This is a genomic window from Actinotalea endophytica, assembly GCF_025717005.1.
Lineage (GTDB): Bacteria > Actinomycetota > Actinomycetes > Actinomycetales > Cellulomonadaceae > Actinotalea.
Genome location: NZ_JAOVZU010000007.1, coordinates 166852 through 183802 on the forward strand (window position 1 = coordinate 166852; position 16951 = coordinate 183802).

Genomic DNA, 16951 nt, shown 5'->3' on the forward strand with positions numbered 1-16951 from the left:
AGCAGATGGCCGGAAGCAGGCGCCCCGTCGTCGTCGGGGGCAACCGCACACCGTTCGCGAGAGCCGGGGGCGCCTACGCCCACGTCTCGAACCTCGACCTGCTCACCGCAGCGCTCGACGGGCTGGTCGCCCGCTTCGGGCTCGCCGGCGAGCGGCTCGGCGAGGTCGCGGCCGGCGCGGTGCTCAAGCACACCCGGGACTTCAACCTGACCAGAGAAGCCGTGCTCGGCTCGGCGCTGTCGAACGAGACCCCCGCCTACGACGTTCAGATGGCCTGCGCGACCGGCATGGAGACGATCGCCTCGATCGCCGACAAGATCCGCCTCGGCCGCCTCGACGTCGGCGTGGCCGGCGGCGTCGACTCCGCGTCCGACGCACCCATCGTGGTGACCGAGCAGCTCCGGGCCGCGCTGCTCGACCTCAACCGGGCCAAGACCGTGCAGGCGAAGCTCGCCGCGGTCGCCAAGATCCGGCCCTCGCACCTCGCCCCCGTCGCCCCCGACGTGGCCGAGCCGCGTACCGGGCTCTCGATGGGCGAGCACCAGGCCCTCACCACCGCGGCCTGGGGCATCAGTCGCGAGGAGCAGGACGAGCTCGCCCTGGCCAGCCACCAGCGCCTCGCGGCCGCCTACGACGCAGGCTTCTTCGACGACCTCGTCACGCCCTACCGGCGCCTCGTGCGGGACGCCAACCTGCGGCCGGACACCTCGATGGAGAAGCTCGGCGCGCTGGCGCCCGTCTTCGGCAAGCGGCTCGACACCCCCGCCACGATGACCGCGGGCAACTCCACGCCGCTGACCGACGGCGCGTCCACCGTGCTGCTCGCCGACCAGTCCTGGGCAGCCGAGCGCGGTCTGCCGGCGCTCGCCGAGGTGGTCGACCTCGAGGCCGGCGCGGTGGACTTCGTGCACGGCAAGGACGGCCTGCTGCTGGCCCCGGTCCATGCCGTACCGCGGCTGCTCGCGCGGCACGGCATGAGCCTCGCGGACTTCGAGATCGTCGAGATCCACGAGGCCTTCGCCGCCACCGTGCTCGCCACCCTCAAGGCCTGGGAGGACCCGGACTTCTGCCGCGACCGGCTGGGTCGGGACGGACCCCTCGGCTCGATCGACCGGGCCCGGCTCAACGTGCACGGCTCGTCGCTCGCGGCCGGGCACCCGTTCGCCGCGACCGGCGGGCGGATCGTCGCCACGGCGGCCAAGGAGCTCGCGTCCCGCGGCTCGGGCGCACGGGGACTCGTCTCGGTGTGCGCGGCCGGTGGGCAGGGCGTCGTCGCGATCCTGGAGGCAGTGTGAGCGACACCTACCTCGAGCTGGTCAACTCCGGGTTCACCGCGGAGCTCGCCAAGCGGCTCGGCCTGCCGCGTCCCGCCCGGCTGCGCCGGTTCCGGGCCGGCGACCAGCTGGTGCCCGGGCCGGTCCTGGTGCTCGCCGACGGTGCGGCCGGGGCCGACGCCGACGCGCTCGCCGCGACGCTGCTGGACCGGGACCTCGACGTGCGCCGACGCCCGGACGGCGACCACCGGTGGGGTGCGGTGGTCGTGGTGCTCACCGGCGTCACCGGGCCGGCCGACCTGTCCGGCCCGGCGCTCGACCTCGCCGGAGTGCTCAAGAAGCTGGCGCACGGCGCACGCGTCGTCACGGTGTCCCGCGCAGCGGCCGAGGCCACCGACCCCGCGGCCGCGGCAGCCCGGCAGGGTGTCGACGGCCTGCTCCGCTCCCTCGCCAAGGAGCTGCGCGGTGGCGCCACCGGCAACGGCCTGGTGCTCGCCGACGGGACCGCGGTGACCTCGCCGTCCGCGCTGGGTGCGCTGGAGTTCCTGCTGTCCGCGAAGAGCGCGTTCGTCGACGGGCAGCTGCTCACGGTGCAGGGCACCGGCGGACACCCGCCGGCGGACCCCGACCGCCCGCTCGACGGCCAGGTCGCCCTCGTCACGGGTGCGGCGCGCGGGATCGGCGCGGCGATCGCCCGGACCCTCGCGCGGGACGGCGCCCGACTGCTGCTGGTCGACGTGCCCGCCGCAGGCGACGGTCTCGCCGCGGTGGCCAACGAGACCCGCGGCACGGCGCTGCAGCTCGACCTGACCTCGCCGGACGCCCCGCAGCGCCTGGTCGAGCACGTGCGCTCGCGGTTCGGCCACCTCGACGTCGTGGTGCACAACGCCGGCATCACGCGCGACAAGCTGCTCGCCAACATGACGCCCGACCGCTGGGACAGCGTGCTCGCGGTCAACGTGATCGCGCCGTTGCGGGTGACCGAGGCGCTGCTCGACGCCGGCGTGCTGGGCGAGGCGCCGCGGGTCGTGTGCCTCGCATCCACCAGCGGGATCGCGGGCAACCGCGGCCAGACGAACTACGCGGCGTCCAAGGCCGGGGTGATCGGCATGGTCCGGGCCCAGGCGCCGGTGCTCGCGTCGGCCGGCGGCACGGTCAACGCGGTCGCACCGGGCTTCATCGAGACCGAGATGACCGCACGGATCCCCGCCCTGACCCGGCAGGTCGCGCGGCGGCTGAACTCCCTGCAGCAGGGCGGCCTGCCGACCGACGTCGCCGAGGCGATCGCTTTCCTCGCCTCGCCGCAGGCGGGCGGGATCTCCGGCCAGGTGCTGCGGGTCTGCGGGCAGAACATGGTGGGTGCGTGAGCGGCGCAGCGCACGGCGCGAGCCACCCGGGCCGCGCCGTGCACGGCGACGGCCCGGTGATCGAGCTCGGCTCGGTGCCGTCGCTCGGCGCATCGCAGCGGCGAGGACTGGCCGGCTCGGCCGCTGCGGCCGCAACCCGCCGCCGCGACGTCGCGGCCGACGCCCTCGACGGAACCACCCTGCTCGCGCAGGGTCTGACCACCGACCCGGACCGGCTCACCGCCTACCAGCACCTGGTAGGCGCCCCGGCGCAGGACCGGCTGCCCGCCGGGTTCGTCCACGTGCTCGCGTTCCCGCTCGCCAACGCGCTCATGGTGCGCGACGGCTTCCCGCTGCCGCTGCTCGGCCTCGTCCACCTGGCCAACGAGGTCACCCAGCAGCGGCCGGTCGTGCTCGGCGAGGAGGTGGACGTCGCGGTGCACGCCGAACGGCTCACCGCGCACCACCGCGGGGTGAGCGTCGACGTCGTGGCCGAGGTCGGCGTGGCCGGCGAGCCGGTGTGGCGCGGCGTGTCGACCTACCTCGCCAAGGGCTACCGGCTGGACGGCGCGACGGCCGACCGGGCCGAGCGGCCCGAGTGGCACGCCCCGCAGCCCACCGGGGCCTGGCGCCTGGAGGCCGACCTCGGCCGCCGGTACGCGGCGGTCTCCGGGGACCGGAACCCGATCCACACCTCGACGCTCGCGGCGAAGGCGTTCGGGTTCCCGCGGACCATCGCGCACGGGATGTACACCGCCGCCCGCGCGCTCGCCCACCTCGACGAGCCCGACGCATTCACCTGGCGGGCCGAGTTCGCCGCACCGATCGTCCTGCCGAGCACGGTGTCGGTGCGCGCCGGCACGGACGGCCCGGCCCGCGTGCTCGACGCGTGGGCCAAGCGGCACCAGCTGCACGTCACCGTCACCCCGCGGGGCTGACCGGCACGCCTAGGCTCGGCGCATGGCTGACGACCTGGAACCGTTCGCCGGCGAGCTCGAGCCGGAGGGCGACTACGACCTCGTCGCCTTCACCGACCTCGATCTGTCCGGCGCGGACGGACGCGAGGCACGGTTCGTCGAGTGCCGGCTCACCGGCTGCACGCTCGACGAGACCCGCCTGGACGGCGCGCACCTGATCGACACCACCGTCGAGCGCGCCCGCGCCACGACCGTGCACCTGCGCGACGGCGTGTGGCGCGGCGTGACGTGGACCGACTGCCGGCTCGGTGCACTGCTCGCCAGCGGCGGCCGGCTCGACGACGTCACGCTGCGCGGCGGCAAGGTCGACTTCCTGTCCTTCGCGGGCGCCACGCTCGACCAGGTGCGCCTCGAGGGCGTCACGATCGGCGAGCTCGGGCTCGGCGGTGCGTCGATCCGCCGGCTCGTGGTGACCGACTGCCGGGTCGACCGGCTCGACGCCGCCGACGCCCGGATCCGCGACACCGACCTGCGAGGCGCGCTGCTGGACCAGGTCGACGGAGTGGCCGGGCTGGCCGGCGCGACCATCGGCCCGGACCAGGCTGCCGCCCTCGCGCCCGCCCTCGCGGCCGCGCTGCGGATCCGGGTGGAGTGAGGCTCAGTCGTCGCCGAGCTCGAACTCCCGGACACCGGCCATGAGCTCCTCCGAGACCGCACCTAGCTCGACGACGACAGCGCGCAGGTCCTCGACCTGAGCCTGGCCGCCACGCATCACCTGCTCGACCCCGGCGATGTTCTCGGCGATGCCCCGGCTGCCGTCGGCCGCCGCGACCAGGTTCCGCTCGATCTCGCTGGTCGTCGCGGTCTGCTGCTCGACCATCGCGGCGATCGACGACTGGTGCTCGTTGGCCTCGGTGATCGCCGAGGTGATCCGACCCACCGCGGCGCCGACGTCGGACGCATCCATCGTCACGGCCTCGAGGACCGGCGTGATGTCCTGGATCGCCTGCGCGGTCTGCTGGGCGAGCTCCTTGACCTCGCCGGCCACCACCGCGAAGCCCTTGCCGGCGTCGCCGGCTCGGGCAGCCTCGATGGTCGCGTTGAGCGCGAGCAGGTTGGTCTGCTCGGCGATCTGCGTGATCGCCTGCAGCACGGTGGCGATCCGGGTCGAGGACTCCTGCAGTCGCGCGGTGGACTGGGCGGCGTCGCTCGTGGTCTCCACGGCCTGGGCGACCTGCTGGCTCGCGGCGTGCACGTCGCCCGCGATCGCCTCGACGGAGGTGCGCAGCTCGGTGAGCGCGGCGGTCACCGAGCCCACCTCGCTCGACACCCGCTCCGCGACGCCCGCGGCGGCCGCGGACTCGGCGAGCGCGCCGCTCGCGCTCTCGGCCACCCCGCTGCTCGCGGTGTCCAGCGCGTCGGCCGTGGACCGCAGCTGGGTCGCGCCGGCGGCCATCCGGCCGAGCGCGTGACGCATCGCCTCGACGGCAGTGCCCACGGCGGTACCCATCCGCCCGACCTCGTCGAAGCCCTCGGCCTCGACGGTGCCGGTCAGGTCACGCTCGGCGACCTTCGCCATCGCGTCGGTGAGCCGGCGGACCCGGGCGACGGTGCGCCCGGTGAACAGCGCGAGCAGCACGCCGACGACGGCCACCACGCCGAGCCCGACGAGTAACGAGGTCCACAGGGAGGAGGTGACACCGGCCTGGAGGCGCTCGATCGGAACCATGTGGTCGGAGTCCATGCCCCAGGCGGCGATCGCCCAACCCCACGGGTCGAACGGGATCACCTCGACGCCGGCCAGGTCGTCGCTGAGCGGGATCTCGACACTGCTCGGGTTGCCGTCGGTCGACGCCGCGGCGGCGTCCAGGAGCGCCTGGCCGATCGATGCGCCGTTCGCGTCCACCGCGTCCACGGCGCTGTCGCCCTCGACCGCGCCCGGCGGCGGCACGACCCACGACCCGGCCTTGTCGACGACCGTGAAGTAGCCGTTCATGCCCACGCTCTGGGACGCGAGCGCCTCGCGCAAGGGTGCGTCCACGACGGCCTGCGGGATGCCGACGAAGATCGCGCCCACGACCTCGTCGCCCTGGACGATCGGCGCGTACCCGGTGACGTACAGCTCGCCGACCACGGTGGCGGTGCCGGTGAAGACCTCGCCCGAGAGCAGGGCCTTGACGACGGCGTTCTCCGAGCCGTCCGCCATCACCCGCGGGATGTAGGTACCGATCGCGCGCTCGCCGTCGGCCGTGACGATGCTGGTCGCCACCCGCAGCATGTCGCCGTCGCCCACCTTCTCGAAGATCGTGACGGCCTCACCGGTGAGGTTCGCGATGTCGTCGACGACCGGGACGTACGCGTCCGTCGCACGGTGCTGGCCGAGCCACTGCCCGCCGACCAGCATGGCGGGCGCCACGACCTCCGACTCGTCCCCGGTGAACTGGTTGACCGCGGTCCAGGTGACCGGCTCGCCGAACGAGTACTTGCCGGTCTGCGCCGCGGCCGCCTCCGCGACCCGCAGGTCGGACTCGATCCGGTCGGTGACGGTGCCGACCTGGGTCTCGACCAGCGTCGTCGCGTAGCGGGCGGCTTCGCCGACCGACATGTCGGCCATCGTCATGATGTCCTGCGTCGCGCCGTCGACGACGCGCGCGGTCTGCCACGCCGAGAGCCCGCCCACCAGGACGGCGGCGATCGCGACGGCACCGACCCCGGCCATCGTGAGCTTCGCGCGCAGGCCGAGGTGGCGGCGCGTGGCGGACGCGGAGCCCCGCGGGACGGCGGAGGGCTCGGCGCCTGGGGACGTGGCGCGAGCCGGGGCGGAGGTGGTCGCCGGGGTCGTGGTCGGATGGGTCTCGGTGGTCGTCGCGACGGTCATGCTCATCCTCGTTCGGGGGGAACGGCCACCTCGCGAGGCGGCCCGGACTACCGAACCGATCGGCCGCGGCGCCCACGGCCTGAGACGTTGGGCGCTACCAGCCCGCGGCGTCGAGCACCCGTTCCGCCACCCGGTCCACATCACCGACGCCGTCGACGACCGCGTCGTCGGCACCTGCGCGACGCAGGATCGCCTCGAGCTCGACGGTGCGGGCGAGCTCCCCCGGGTCGGGTGCGGTCGCGCGCGTCCGGAGCCGGTCCAGCCGCACGTCCTCCGGCACGCTCAGCCGCACGACGCGCACGTCGGCGCCGTCGAACGCCCGCTCGTAGTCGGCACGGTCGGCGGGCTCCTCGACGACGCGCGGCAGCACCACGTGACGCAGGCCCCGTTCGCGGTAGAGCGGTGCCAGCCTGGCCAGTGCGTCGAGAGCCAGTCGCTGGTGGAACGGGTCGTCGGGCGGCACGGGCGCGGCCGAGGTCAGCGCATCGACGTCGAGCACGACGTGCGGCACACCGCGGTCGGCGAGCAGGCGTCCCACCCGGTCGCCGACCGTGGTCTTGCCCGCACCGAGGCTGCCGTTGATCACCAGGACACGCGTGCGGTCCTCGTCGTGCAGCCACCGGCCGAGGCACACCGACCCGGGCTCGTCCACGTAGGGGCCCCAGCTCGGGATCCGCCGGTAGCCCGCCGACGCGTAGAGCCCGAGAGCCGCGGTCTGGCGCAGCCCGGTCTCCAGGACCAGCCGGCGCAGGCCGACCTCGCGGGCGGCACCCTCCAGCGCCACGAGCACCTGCCGGGACAGCCCGACGCCGCGCCAGGCAGGCCGGACGTACATCCGCTTCAGCTCGCCCGTCCCGGTCGGCAGGTGCGGCTCGAGGCGGAGCGAACCGGTCGCGACCGGTTCACCGTCGACGCGCACCAGGACCGTGCGCACCATCTGCTCGGCCGGCAGCTCGGGCTCGATGTCCTCGACCCCGTCGTAGAGCTCGGCGAGCCCGGCCTGCTGCTCGGCGCGCAGTGCCGCCGCGTCCTGGTCCGCCCAGGGCACGACCGTGAGGTCGGGCCCCGCGCCGCTCATCGGTGCAGCAGGGCGTTGAGCGCCGAGGAGAAGAAGCGCAGGCCGTCCGTGCCGGTGCGCGGGCCGTTCGGGCCGTCCGGTCCGAACCCGACCTCGACCGCGTGCTCGGGGTGCGGCATCAGCCCGACGACGTTGCCCTTGGCGTTCGTGATGCCGGCGATGTCCCGGCGGGAGCCGTTCGGGTTCCACCCGACGTACCGGAACACGACCCGGCCCTCGCCCTCGAGCTCGTCGAGGGTGTGCTCGTCGGCGACGAACTGGCCGTCCTGGTTCTTCAGCGGGATCGTGATCGTCTCGCCGGTGCGGAACTCGTGGGTCCACGCGGTGTCGACGTTCTCGACCGCGAGGACCTGCTCGCGGCAGACGAACGTGCGGTGGTCGTTCTTGATCATCGCCCCGGGGAGCAGATGGGCCTCGGCGAGGATCTGGAACCCGTTGCAGATCCCGAGCACCGGCATCCCGCCGTCCGCGGCGTCGACGACCTTCTCCATGACCGGCGCGAACCGGCTGATCGCGCCGGCCCGCAGGTAGTCGCCGTAGGAGAAGCCGCCCGGCAGCACCACGGCGTCGACATCGTGCAGGTCGGCGTCGGCGTGCCACAGCGCGACCGGTGTACCCCCGGCGAGCCGCACGGCACGCGCGGCGTCCCGGTCGTCCAGCGTGCCGGGGAACGTCACGACGCCGATCCGGGCGTCGGCCGCGGTGCGGGACGGCGCGGGGGGTGGCGCGGCGACGTGGCTCACGCGCCGGCTCCCTCGGCCTCGTCGGGCTCCTCGGTGACCCGGACGACGTCCTCGATCACCGGGTTCGACAGCAGCGTGATCGCGGCCTCCCGCACGGTGGCGAGCACCTCGTCGGTGATCGGACCGTCCACGGTCAGCTCGAACCGGCGGCCCTGGCGGACCCCGGTGAACCCGGTGAACCCGAGCCGCGGCAGCGCCGAGGCGACGGCCTTGCCCTGCGGGTCGAGGATCTCCGGCTTGGGCATCACTTCGACGACGACTCGTCCCACGGGTGCTCCCTGAGGTGGCGGTGCTGCGCTGTGGTGGGCGGCGCGCTGGACGGTGGCCAGCGTACCGATCGCGGCGTGCCGGGTGCGCCCTCAGCCCGCCGCCTGGACCTAGCGCGCCGTGCGGCGGGCGCGGAGCACCGAGTCGTGGGGGTGCCGAGCGTGCTCGCCGTCGGCGTGCGGCCGGCTCTCCAGGACCTCGACCTGCCAGCCGTCGTCGAGCAGCGCGGCCACGTCGGACGGTTGCACGCGCTCGGCCGGGTCCTGGCCACCCACGGCGACCGGCCGGCCGTCCTCGAGCGCGTGCCCGACGAACAGCAGGGTCCCGCCGGGTGCGACCGCGGCGAGCACGGCCCGAGCAGCCGCGTCGTCGTGGTCGTGCGACAGGGCCGGGTAGTGCGTGACGACCAGGTCGTACGCCTCGGCCCGCGGCGGGCCGTCGGTGATGTCGGCGACCAGCCACTCCACCTCGACGCCGTGCTCCGCACCGGCCCGTTCGGCGCGCTCGACCGCGACCCGCGAGATGTCGGTCGCGGTGACCCGCCAGCCCCGCGCGGCCAGCCAGACGGCGTCCGCGCCCTCGCCGCAGCCGACGTCCAGCGCACGCCCCGGTGCGAGGCCTCCGGCCTCGGCGACCAGCGTCGCGTTCGGGCGTCCGCTCCACACCCGGTCGCTCTCCGCGTAGCGCCGGTCCCAGTCGGCGGCGGTCTGCGGGTGCGTCGGCGGGTGGCTCGAGTGGTCGTGGCTCGAGTGGTCGTGGCTCACTGTCGGGTCCTTCGGCTCGGCACGGCGAGGGGCAGCCCGACGGTACCCGCGGCGCGGCGTCAGTACGGCTTGGACGGACCCCAGATGCTGCCGGCCGGCGGTGGCTCGTCCTGCATCAGGTGCCACTTGCGGGCCCGGCGTCGGGTGGGCCGCGCCACGACCGGCACCGCGCCGATCGCGACGAACCCGAGGTACTGCCAGAACGTGTGCGCACCGGGCGAGCGGACCGCCGCCACGACGGCGATCGCGACGAAGACCCAGGCCAGCCCCACGTGGCGGAGGTAGTACCACCGACCTTCGATGTCGTCGGACACCCAGTCCGCGTGGCTGGTGATCGGCAGGTCGAAGAACCGGTACATCACCCAGGACACGGGGTCGGGGCGGGTGCGCCACCGAGTCGCCCAGCCGCTGCGCGCGAGGTCCCAGGCGGTACGCCGGTCCAGCCGCCGCGCGCCGTCCGGCGCGAGGTCCTCGAGCAGGCCGAGCACCTCGTCCTCGTGGAACCGGCGCCAGCGCGCCGGGTAGGCGCGCAGCCACCAGCGCGCACTGCGCTCGAATGCCTCCCGCTGCTCGGTCATGTCGGCATCACCCCGAACCCGAACCGTGCGATCGGCGGCGGGTCGTCCTGGAGCACGTGGCGACGACGGGCCCGGTCGAAGAAGCGGTGGAGCGCCCAGGACAGCGGGTCCGGGTAGGCGCGGAGCCAGAAGCGGGCGCTGCGCTCGAGGTCGGGGCTCATGACGCACCGCCGAGCGCGGGGCCGCCCAGCATCCGGCCTGCCCGGTTGGCGAGCGCGGTCAGCCGGGCGGTCTCGGCGGCCGCTGCTGCGCCGCCCTCCTCGGTCATCCGGTAGTAGCGCCGCAACCGGCCGTCGACGACCTCCTGGCCGGCCTCGGCGATGAGCCCGGCGGTGAGCATCCGGTCGAGCAGCCCGTAGAGCGTGCCGGCACCGAGCCGCACCTCCCCCTCGGAGAGGTCGAGCACGGTCTGCACGATGCCGTAGCCGTGCCGTGCCCGTTCGGAGAGCGCGAGCAGGACGAGGTAGGCCTTGTTGGTCATCCGGAACGCCATGACCGATATATATCGCCAACCGACCTATGGCGGCGAGGGCGGAAGGTCCCTGCCGGGCCTCACCCCGGCTTCGGCCGAGCGCCGCAGAACCGGCCGACCGCGCCGGTCAGGGCACCACGACGGTCATCCGCGGGTGCGCCGCGCCCTCGAGTGCGGCGAGCGCCTCGGCCGCCTCGCCCAGCCCGACCGTGCGGCCGACCAGCACCGACGGGTCGAGCCCGCCCGAGGCGACCCGGGCCAGCATCGCCGGGTACTCGTGCGCGGCCATCCCGTGGCTCCCGTACAGCTCGAGCTCCCACGCCACCACCCGGTCCATCGGAAGTGCGGTGCGGGCGTGGTCGGCGAGCAGCAGCCCGACCTGCACGTGGCGCCCGCGGCGGCGCAGCCCGAGCACCGAGGCCAGCGCCGTCCCCGGATGACCGAGCGCGTCCAGCGACACCGCCGCGCCGCCGTCGGTCGCCTCCACGACCGCCGCGGCGAGCAGCTCGGGCGCGAGGCCGGTGGGGTCCAGGGCGGCCACGGCACCCAGCTCGAGGGCCGCGGCCCGCGCACCCGGCGACGGGTCGACCGCGACCACCCGCCCTCCCTCGGCGGTCGCGATCATCACGGCCGACAGCCCCACGCCGCCACAGCCGTGCACCGCGACCGGGTCACCGTCGCGAACCCGACCGTGCACCGTGATCGCGCGGTACGCGGTGGCGAACCGGCAGCCCAGCGAGGCCGCGGTCACGGCGGTCATGCCCACGGGCACCGCGACCAGGTTGACGTCCGCCGAGCGCAGCGCGACCAGCTCGGCGAACGATCCCCAGTGCGTGAAGCCCGGTTGGGTCTGGTTCTCGCAGACCTGGTGCTCGCCCGCGGCGCAGGCGTCGCAGCGGCCGCAGGCGCACACGAACGGGACGGTGACCCGGTCGCCGACGGACCACCGGCGGACGTCGGGTCCGACCGCCGCGACGACCCCGGCCAGCTCGTGGCCGGGCACGTGCGGGAAGACCACGTCCGGGTCGTGACCCTGCCAGGCGTGCCAGTCGCTGCGGCACACGCCGGTCGCGTCCACCCGCACCAGCACGCCGTCGGTGGGGCAGGCCGGGTCCGGGAGCACGGCGACCCGGGGTGCGGCGCCCGGGCCGTCGATCAGCAGACCGCGCACAGGACGCTCACGGCCGCAGCAGCACCTTGGTCGCGCGGCGCTGGTCCATCGCCGCATACCCCTCGGGTGCCTCCTCGAGCGACAGCTCCAGGTCGAACACCGGGGACGGGTCGATCGTGCCGTCCAGCACGTCGGCGAGCAGCTCCGGCAGGTACGCACGGGCCGGCGCGACACCCCCGCGCACGGTCACGTTGCGCCGGAACAGGACGGACAGGTCCAGCCCCTCGTCCACGCCGTTGGGCACGCCGACGTAGCCGATCGTGCCGCCGGGCCTGGCGATCCGCACCGCGGTGTCCCACGAGCCCTGCATGCCGACGCACTCCATCACGTGCGGTGCGCCGAGGCCGTCGGTCCGCTCGAGCACGGCGGCCACCGCGGCCTCGCCACGCTCGGCGATCACCTCGGTCGCGCCGAACCGGCGCCCGATCGCTGCGCGGTCCTCGTGGGTCGAGAGCAGGGTGATCCGCTCGGCCCCGAGACGGTGCGCGGCGAGCACGCCGCACAGCCCGACCGCGCCGTCCCCGATCACCACCACGTGCGAGCCGGCCCCCACCCCGGCCGACACCGCGGCGTGGTGCCCGGTGGCCATCACGTCGGACAGCGTGAGCAGCGCGGGGAGGCGGGGGTCGTCCTCGCCGACCGGCGCGGCGACCAGGGTGCCGTCGGCCAGCGGGACCCGGACCACCTGCCCCTGGCCACCGCCGATCGACTCCGACCCGTAGAAGCCGCCGCGCACGCACGAGGTCTGCAGCCCGGCCCGGCAGAACTCGCAGTCGCCGCACGAGTACATGAACGGCGCGATCACCAGGTCGCCGACCGCGAGGGTGCGGACGTCGGCGCCCACCTCCTCGACCACGCCGAGGAACTCGTGGCCGATCCGATGGGCGTGCTCCGGCGCGTCCTGCCGCCGGTACGGCCACAGGTCCGACCCGCAGATGCAGGACAGCGTGACGCGAACGATCGCGTCGGTCGGCTCGAGGAGGACAGGGTCGGGCACGGTCTCGACGCGGATGTCGCGCGGCCCGTGGTGCAGGACGGCTCGCATGGCCTCCATCCTGGCCTGTTCCGGGGCGTGGTGTGTCGCTCGTCTCTGCGCGGCTGCATCCTCGAGCTGGTCCGACGGGGTCGCTACCCACCGGAGATCAGGACCGAGCTGCCTGCTCCTCCACACGCACCTCCGCCAGTCCACCCCGGGACTCGGCGTTCAGCGTCCGGCCGTCGAGCAGCACGCGCAGGCTCCAGCGCATCGGGGAGTCGCTCGAGGCCCGGATCGTGCTGCCTGACCTGGTCACGACGAACGTGACGTCCTCACCGGGCATACCCGGGCCGCGCGGCACGCGCACGACCGTGCGGGAGCCGTCGGCCGGCTCGGCGACGTGAAGCAGCACGCCATCGGGCCAGTCGTACTCGGGTCGGTCGTCGACCGCCCCGATCGGCACGACCGCCCCGGGCCGCACCAGCAACGGCAGGGAGTCGGCGGGATGCCGCTGACGCACCCAGCGCGGGCCGACCACGCGCGACCCGTCGAGCAGGGACGTCCAGGTGCCCTCGGGCACGTAGACGTCCACGTCGCCGTCGGCGCTGAACACCGGCGCGACGAGCAGCGAGTCCCCCAGCAGGTACTGCGTCTCCACCGTCGCCGCCGTCCGGTCCGTGGGGAACTCCAGCAGCATCGGGCGCATCATGGGCACGCCGTCGGTCGCCTCCTGTGCCACCCGCGCGAGGTACGGCATGAGGGTCATCTTGAGTGTCGTGAACCGGCGGGCGACCTCCACGGCCTCCTCGTCGAAGGCCCACGGCACCCGGTACGACGTCGACCCGTGAAGCCGGCTGTGCGACGACAGCAACCCGAAGGCGAGCCACCGCTTGAAGAGCTCCGGGTCGGGCGTGCCCTCGAAGCCCCCGATGTCGTGGCTCCAGTAGCCGAACCCGGACAGCGCGAGCGACAGGCCGCCGCGCAGCGACTCGGCCATCGACTCGAACGTCGAGTCGCAGTCCCCGCCCCAGTGCACCGGGAACTGCTGGCCTCCGACGGTCGCCGAACGGGCGAACAGCACGGCGTCGCCCTCGCCGCGCTCGTCGACCAGCAGCTCGTGGACCGCCTGGTTGTAGAGGAAGGAGTAGTAGTTGTGCATCCGCTCGGGGTCGGAGCCGTCGTGCCAGACCACATCGGTCGGGATCCGCTCGCCGAAGTCGGTCTTGAACGTGTCGACACCTTGGCGCAGCACACCGCGGAGCTTCTCGGTGAACCAGGCCGACGCGTCGGGGTTGGTGAAGTCCACGAGGGCCATCCCGGCCTGCCAGCTGTCCCACTGCCACACCGAGCCGTCGGCACGGCGCACCAGGTAGCCCTTCTCCTTCCCCTCGGTGAACAGCGCCGATCGCTGGGCGATGTACGGGTTGATCCAGACGCTCACCCGCAGGCCACGGTCGTGCAAGCGGGCGAGCATGCCCTCGGGGTCCGGGAAGACCGAGGGGTCCCACTGAAGGTCCGTCCAGTGAAACTCACGCATCCAGAAGCAGTCGAAGTGGAACACGCTCAAGGGGATGTCGCGCTGTGCCATGCCCTCGATGAAGGACATGACCGTCGGCTCGTCGTAGTCGGTGGTGAACGACGTGGACAGCCACAGCCCGAACGACCAGGCGGGCACGGCGGCGGGCCGGCCGGTGAGGGCCGCGTAGCGCCGCAGCACATCGGCCGGTGTCGGCCCGTCGATCACCAGGTACTCGATCACCTGGCCGGGCACCGAGAACTGGACCGACGAGACCGTCTCGGACCCGACCTCGAAGGAGACCGGGCCCGCGTGGTCGACGAGGACTCCGTACCCACGGTCCGAGAGGTAGAACGGCACGTTCTTGTACGCCTGCTCGCTCGACGTCCCCCCGTCGGCGTTCCAGATCTCGACGGTCTGGCCGTTCTTGACCAGCGGCCCGAACCGCTCCCCGAGCCCGTAGACGTGCTCACCGACCGACAGCCCGAGGCGCTCGTGGACCCAGTGGTTGCCCTGGTCGTCCGACACCGCGCCGATGGCCTTGGCCCCCGAGTGCGTCAGCAGGCGCCCGTCGGAGCGGAACTCCATCAGCCACGGGCTCCCCCGGCGGACGCTCACCTCGAGGTCCCCGGTACGCAGCACACCGCGGTCGGCGTCGATGACGACCTCCGGGACGTGCGCCGTGCCCGCCATCTCGAACCTCGGCCCCGGCTCGAGGCCACCCGCATGGTGCTCGACCCGCACCCGCGCGACGCCCGGGGCCGGCGAGCTCACCCGGACGGTCAGCGCAGGCAGGTTGAGCGTGTCGCCCCGGTGCCGCACGACCTTCGTGGACGCGTACGCGACCAGCGACCCGTCCGCTTCTTCCAGATCGCGGACATCGGCCGGGTGCAGCGACTCCATGCCCTCGCGCACCAGCCAGTACCCGTCGGTGAACTTCATGGGCGGGACCCCTCACATCGATGGTTTGTCGTGCCGGGCACTGGGCCGCGTCGCGGCGGCGGGTGGGCTCGGCGGCGGGAACTCGGTACAGGGCCGCGATACGCGCGGCCGTCGGTCGTCAACCCTTCAGCCCTCCGCTGAGGACATCCAGGCGCCAGTAGCGCTGCAGGACGACGAACAAGATGATCAGGGGCAGCACCGAGACGAGCGCTCCCGTGATGACGGTCGTGTACAGCGCGGGCTGCCCGGCGCCGCGGTTCAGCAGGCTGAACAGTCCCACGGTGAGCGGGAACATCTTCTCGTCGGTGATCATGATGTACGGCAGCATGAAGTTGTTCCAGATCGCCACGAACTGCAGCAGGAACACGGTCACCAGGCCGGGGAGCATCAGCCTCAGCCCGACGCTCCAGAACAGGCGGAGCTCGCCGGCGCCGTCGATCCGACCGGCCTCGAGGATCTCGGTGGGCACCGAGGCCTGCGCGAACACGCGCGACAGGTAGATCGAGAACGGGCTGATCAACGACGGCAGCAGCACCGACCAGTAGCTGCCTGTCATGTGGACCTTGGACAGCAGCAGGTACTGCGGGATCGCCAGAGCGATCGGCGGGATCAGGACGCCGGCCAGGATCACCTTGAAGATCAGCTCGCGCCCCAGGAACTGGAACTTCGCGAGCGCGTACCCGGCTGCGGCGGAGATCAGGACGGTCAGGAGCGTGCCCACGCCGGCGAACAGCAGGGTGTTGAGGACCCAGCGGCCGAACACGCCGTCGTTGTAGGCCAGCAGGTCGCGGAGGTTCTCGCCGAGGCCGCCGTTGAAGCTCGGGGCGAACGAGAACGTCGTGAACAGCTCGCCGGCGGTCTTCGTCGACGCAGTGACGATCCACGTGACGGGCAGCACGCAGTACAGCGCGCCGACGACGAGCACCGCCGTCGTGCTCAGGCCACGGCCGGTGCTGGTCCGGCGACCACCCGACGCGCGGGCGCCGACCGGCGCGGTTGCGACGGCCATCAGTCCTCCACCCCCTGGAACCGGCGCGTCGCGCGCATCACACCGAGCGACACACCGAGCGTCAGCAGCGCGAGGAGGACCGACTCGGCGGCGGCCAGGAAGGTGTTGTTGAGCACGAAGGCATCGGAGTAGATCTTCATCATCGGCATCCAGGTGCTGGTGATGGCGTGCGACAGCGTGGACAGCGCCGTGGGCTCGTTGTAGACCTGGATCATCGCGATCAGCGCGAAGATCATGGTCATCACCATGGCGGGAGCGATCATCGGGATCTTGATCGAGAACGCGATGCGCAGGTCGGAGCACCCGTCGATCCGCGCGGCCTCGTAGATCTCGCTCGGGATCGCACGCAGCGCCGTGTAGAGGATGATCATGTTGAACCCGGTGCCGCCCCAGATCGCGATGTTCGCGGTGGAGAACAGGACGGTCCCGCTGCCGAGGAAGTCCGGCGGGGCCAGGCCGAGCGCCTCGAAGGCCGACACGATCGGGCTGACCGCCGGCAGGTAGATGAATCCCCACATCAGCGACGCGATGACGCCTGGCACCGCATACGGGATGAAGATCGAGGTGCGCCACAGACCCGCAGCCCGGGTTCGCGGGTGGTCGAGGAGCAGCGCGAACGTCAACGCCAGGCCGAACATGATCACGACGACGATCACGCCGTAGACGACCATCCGCCCCATCGCTTCCCAGAACACGCGATCGGTCAGGACGGTCGTGTAGTTCGACAGACCTGCCGCCTGCTCGGTCCGTCGTCCGAGCAACGAGCCGTCCGCCACCTTCACCGTCCGGAAGCTCAGCCACACCGAGTATCCGATCGGGATCAGCATGAAGGCGGTGAGCAGCGCGAGCGCGGGAGCGAGCAGCACGTAGGGCGCGGTCTTGGCGTTGAGCCTGCGGCGCGTCCGGCGAACACCCGGCACCGGGGCCTCCGGTCGCCCGACCTCCGCTGCCATGGACTCCACCGTTCGCACGACTACCTCTCTCCTCTCGTCGACCGATCCTGGCCGGGACCCGTAGGCC

At 73.3% G+C, this 16951-nt stretch carries 17 protein-coding genes; 4 read left to right on the forward strand and 13 right to left on the reverse strand.

What is annotated here, in order from left to right; genetic code table 11:
• Positions 1-5 precede the first annotated feature (5 nt).
• From OEB99_RS13345 to OEB99_RS13360, 4 genes are read left to right on the forward strand one after another with little or no spacing between them, the layout of a single operon-like run.
• Entirely contained in the window at positions 6-1295 is a 1290-nt protein-coding gene (locus tag OEB99_RS13345) for an acetyl-CoA C-acetyltransferase (protein ID WP_263577770.1), read from the forward strand.
• The gene (locus tag OEB99_RS13350; protein WP_263577771.1) at positions 1292-2641 is read left to right on the forward strand and encodes a 3-oxoacyl-ACP reductase; all 1350 of its coding nucleotides are present in this window, start codon (positions 1292-1294) and stop codon (positions 2639-2641) included. Before OEB99_RS13345 ends, OEB99_RS13350 begins: the two co-directional genes overlap by 4 nt.
• Positions 2638-3558: a MaoC family dehydratase gene (locus OEB99_RS13355; RefSeq protein WP_263577772.1), complete on the forward strand. Its 921-nt coding sequence runs from the start codon at positions 2638-2640 to the stop codon at positions 3556-3558. The genes OEB99_RS13350 and OEB99_RS13355 overlap by 4 nt, the downstream gene beginning before the upstream one ends.
• A gap of 22 nt (positions 3559-3580) precedes the next feature.
• Complete coding sequence (locus tag OEB99_RS13360; protein WP_263577773.1) at positions 3581-4192, forward strand: pentapeptide repeat-containing protein; 612 nt, start codon at positions 3581-3583, stop codon at positions 4190-4192.
• A 3-nt stretch (positions 4193-4195) separates the two neighbouring features.
• Here the strand turns inward: OEB99_RS13360 and OEB99_RS13365 are convergent, their stop codons facing one another.
• From OEB99_RS13365 to OEB99_RS13425, 13 genes are all read right to left on the reverse strand, one after another.
• Positions 4196-6415, reverse strand: a complete 2220-nt coding sequence (locus OEB99_RS13365) for a methyl-accepting chemotaxis protein (RefSeq protein ID WP_263577774.1) — start codon at positions 6413-6415, stop codon at positions 4196-4198.
• A 94-nt stretch (positions 6416-6509) separates the two neighbouring features.
• Positions 6510-7493 (reverse strand): GNAT family N-acetyltransferase, encoded by a 984-nt coding sequence (locus tag OEB99_RS13370; RefSeq protein ID WP_263577775.1) that lies wholly within the window; start codon positions 7491-7493, stop codon positions 6510-6512.
• Complete coding sequence (gene purQ, locus OEB99_RS13375) at positions 7490-8236, reverse strand: phosphoribosylformylglycinamidine synthase subunit PurQ (RefSeq protein ID WP_263577776.1); 747 nt, start codon at positions 8234-8236, stop codon at positions 7490-7492. Before purQ ends, OEB99_RS13370 begins: the two co-directional genes overlap by 4 nt.
• Positions 8233-8505 (reverse strand): phosphoribosylformylglycinamidine synthase subunit PurS, encoded by a 273-nt coding sequence (gene purS, locus OEB99_RS13380; RefSeq protein ID WP_263577777.1) that lies wholly within the window; start codon positions 8503-8505, stop codon positions 8233-8235. Before purS ends, purQ begins: the two co-directional genes overlap by 4 nt.
• 108 nt (positions 8506-8613) lie before the next feature.
• A complete protein-coding gene (locus OEB99_RS13385) occupies positions 8614-9267 on the reverse strand; it encodes a class I SAM-dependent methyltransferase (protein WP_263577778.1) in 654 nt (217 codons plus the stop codon).
• Between the two features lie 59 nt (positions 9268-9326).
• Positions 9327-9845, reverse strand: coding sequence for a hypothetical protein (locus OEB99_RS13390; RefSeq protein WP_263577779.1), 519 nt, complete (start codon positions 9843-9845; stop codon positions 9327-9329).
• Positions 9842-10006 (reverse strand): hypothetical protein, encoded by a 165-nt coding sequence (locus OEB99_RS13395; protein ID WP_263577780.1) that lies wholly within the window; start codon positions 10004-10006, stop codon positions 9842-9844. The genes OEB99_RS13390 and OEB99_RS13395 overlap by 4 nt, the downstream gene beginning before the upstream one ends.
• On the reverse strand, positions 10003-10338 hold the full coding sequence (locus tag OEB99_RS13400; RefSeq protein ID WP_263577781.1) for a PadR family transcriptional regulator: 336 nt from the start codon (positions 10336-10338) through the stop codon (positions 10003-10005). The genes OEB99_RS13395 and OEB99_RS13400 overlap by 4 nt, the downstream gene beginning before the upstream one ends.
• 106 nt (positions 10339-10444) lie before the next feature.
• A complete protein-coding gene (locus OEB99_RS13405; protein WP_263577782.1) occupies positions 10445-11488 on the reverse strand; it encodes a zinc-dependent alcohol dehydrogenase family protein in 1044 nt (347 codons plus the stop codon).
• A gap of 7 nt (positions 11489-11495) precedes the next feature.
• Positions 11496-12533: a zinc-dependent alcohol dehydrogenase family protein gene (locus OEB99_RS13410; protein ID WP_263577783.1), complete on the reverse strand. Its 1038-nt coding sequence runs from the start codon at positions 12531-12533 to the stop codon at positions 11496-11498.
• A 97-nt stretch (positions 12534-12630) separates the two neighbouring features.
• Positions 12631-14922 (reverse strand): alpha-xylosidase, encoded by a 2292-nt coding sequence (gene yicI, locus OEB99_RS13415; protein ID WP_263577784.1) that lies wholly within the window; start codon positions 14920-14922, stop codon positions 12631-12633.
• Positions 14923-15040: 118 nt separating this feature from the next.
• Complete coding sequence (locus OEB99_RS13420; protein WP_263577785.1) at positions 15041-15931, reverse strand: carbohydrate ABC transporter permease; 891 nt, start codon at positions 15929-15931, stop codon at positions 15041-15043.
• Positions 15931-16884: a carbohydrate ABC transporter permease gene (locus OEB99_RS13425; RefSeq protein ID WP_263577786.1), complete on the reverse strand. Its 954-nt coding sequence runs from the start codon at positions 16882-16884 to the stop codon at positions 15931-15933. The genes OEB99_RS13420 and OEB99_RS13425 overlap by 1 nt, the downstream gene beginning before the upstream one ends.
• Between the last annotated feature and the right edge of the window lie 67 nt (positions 16885-16951).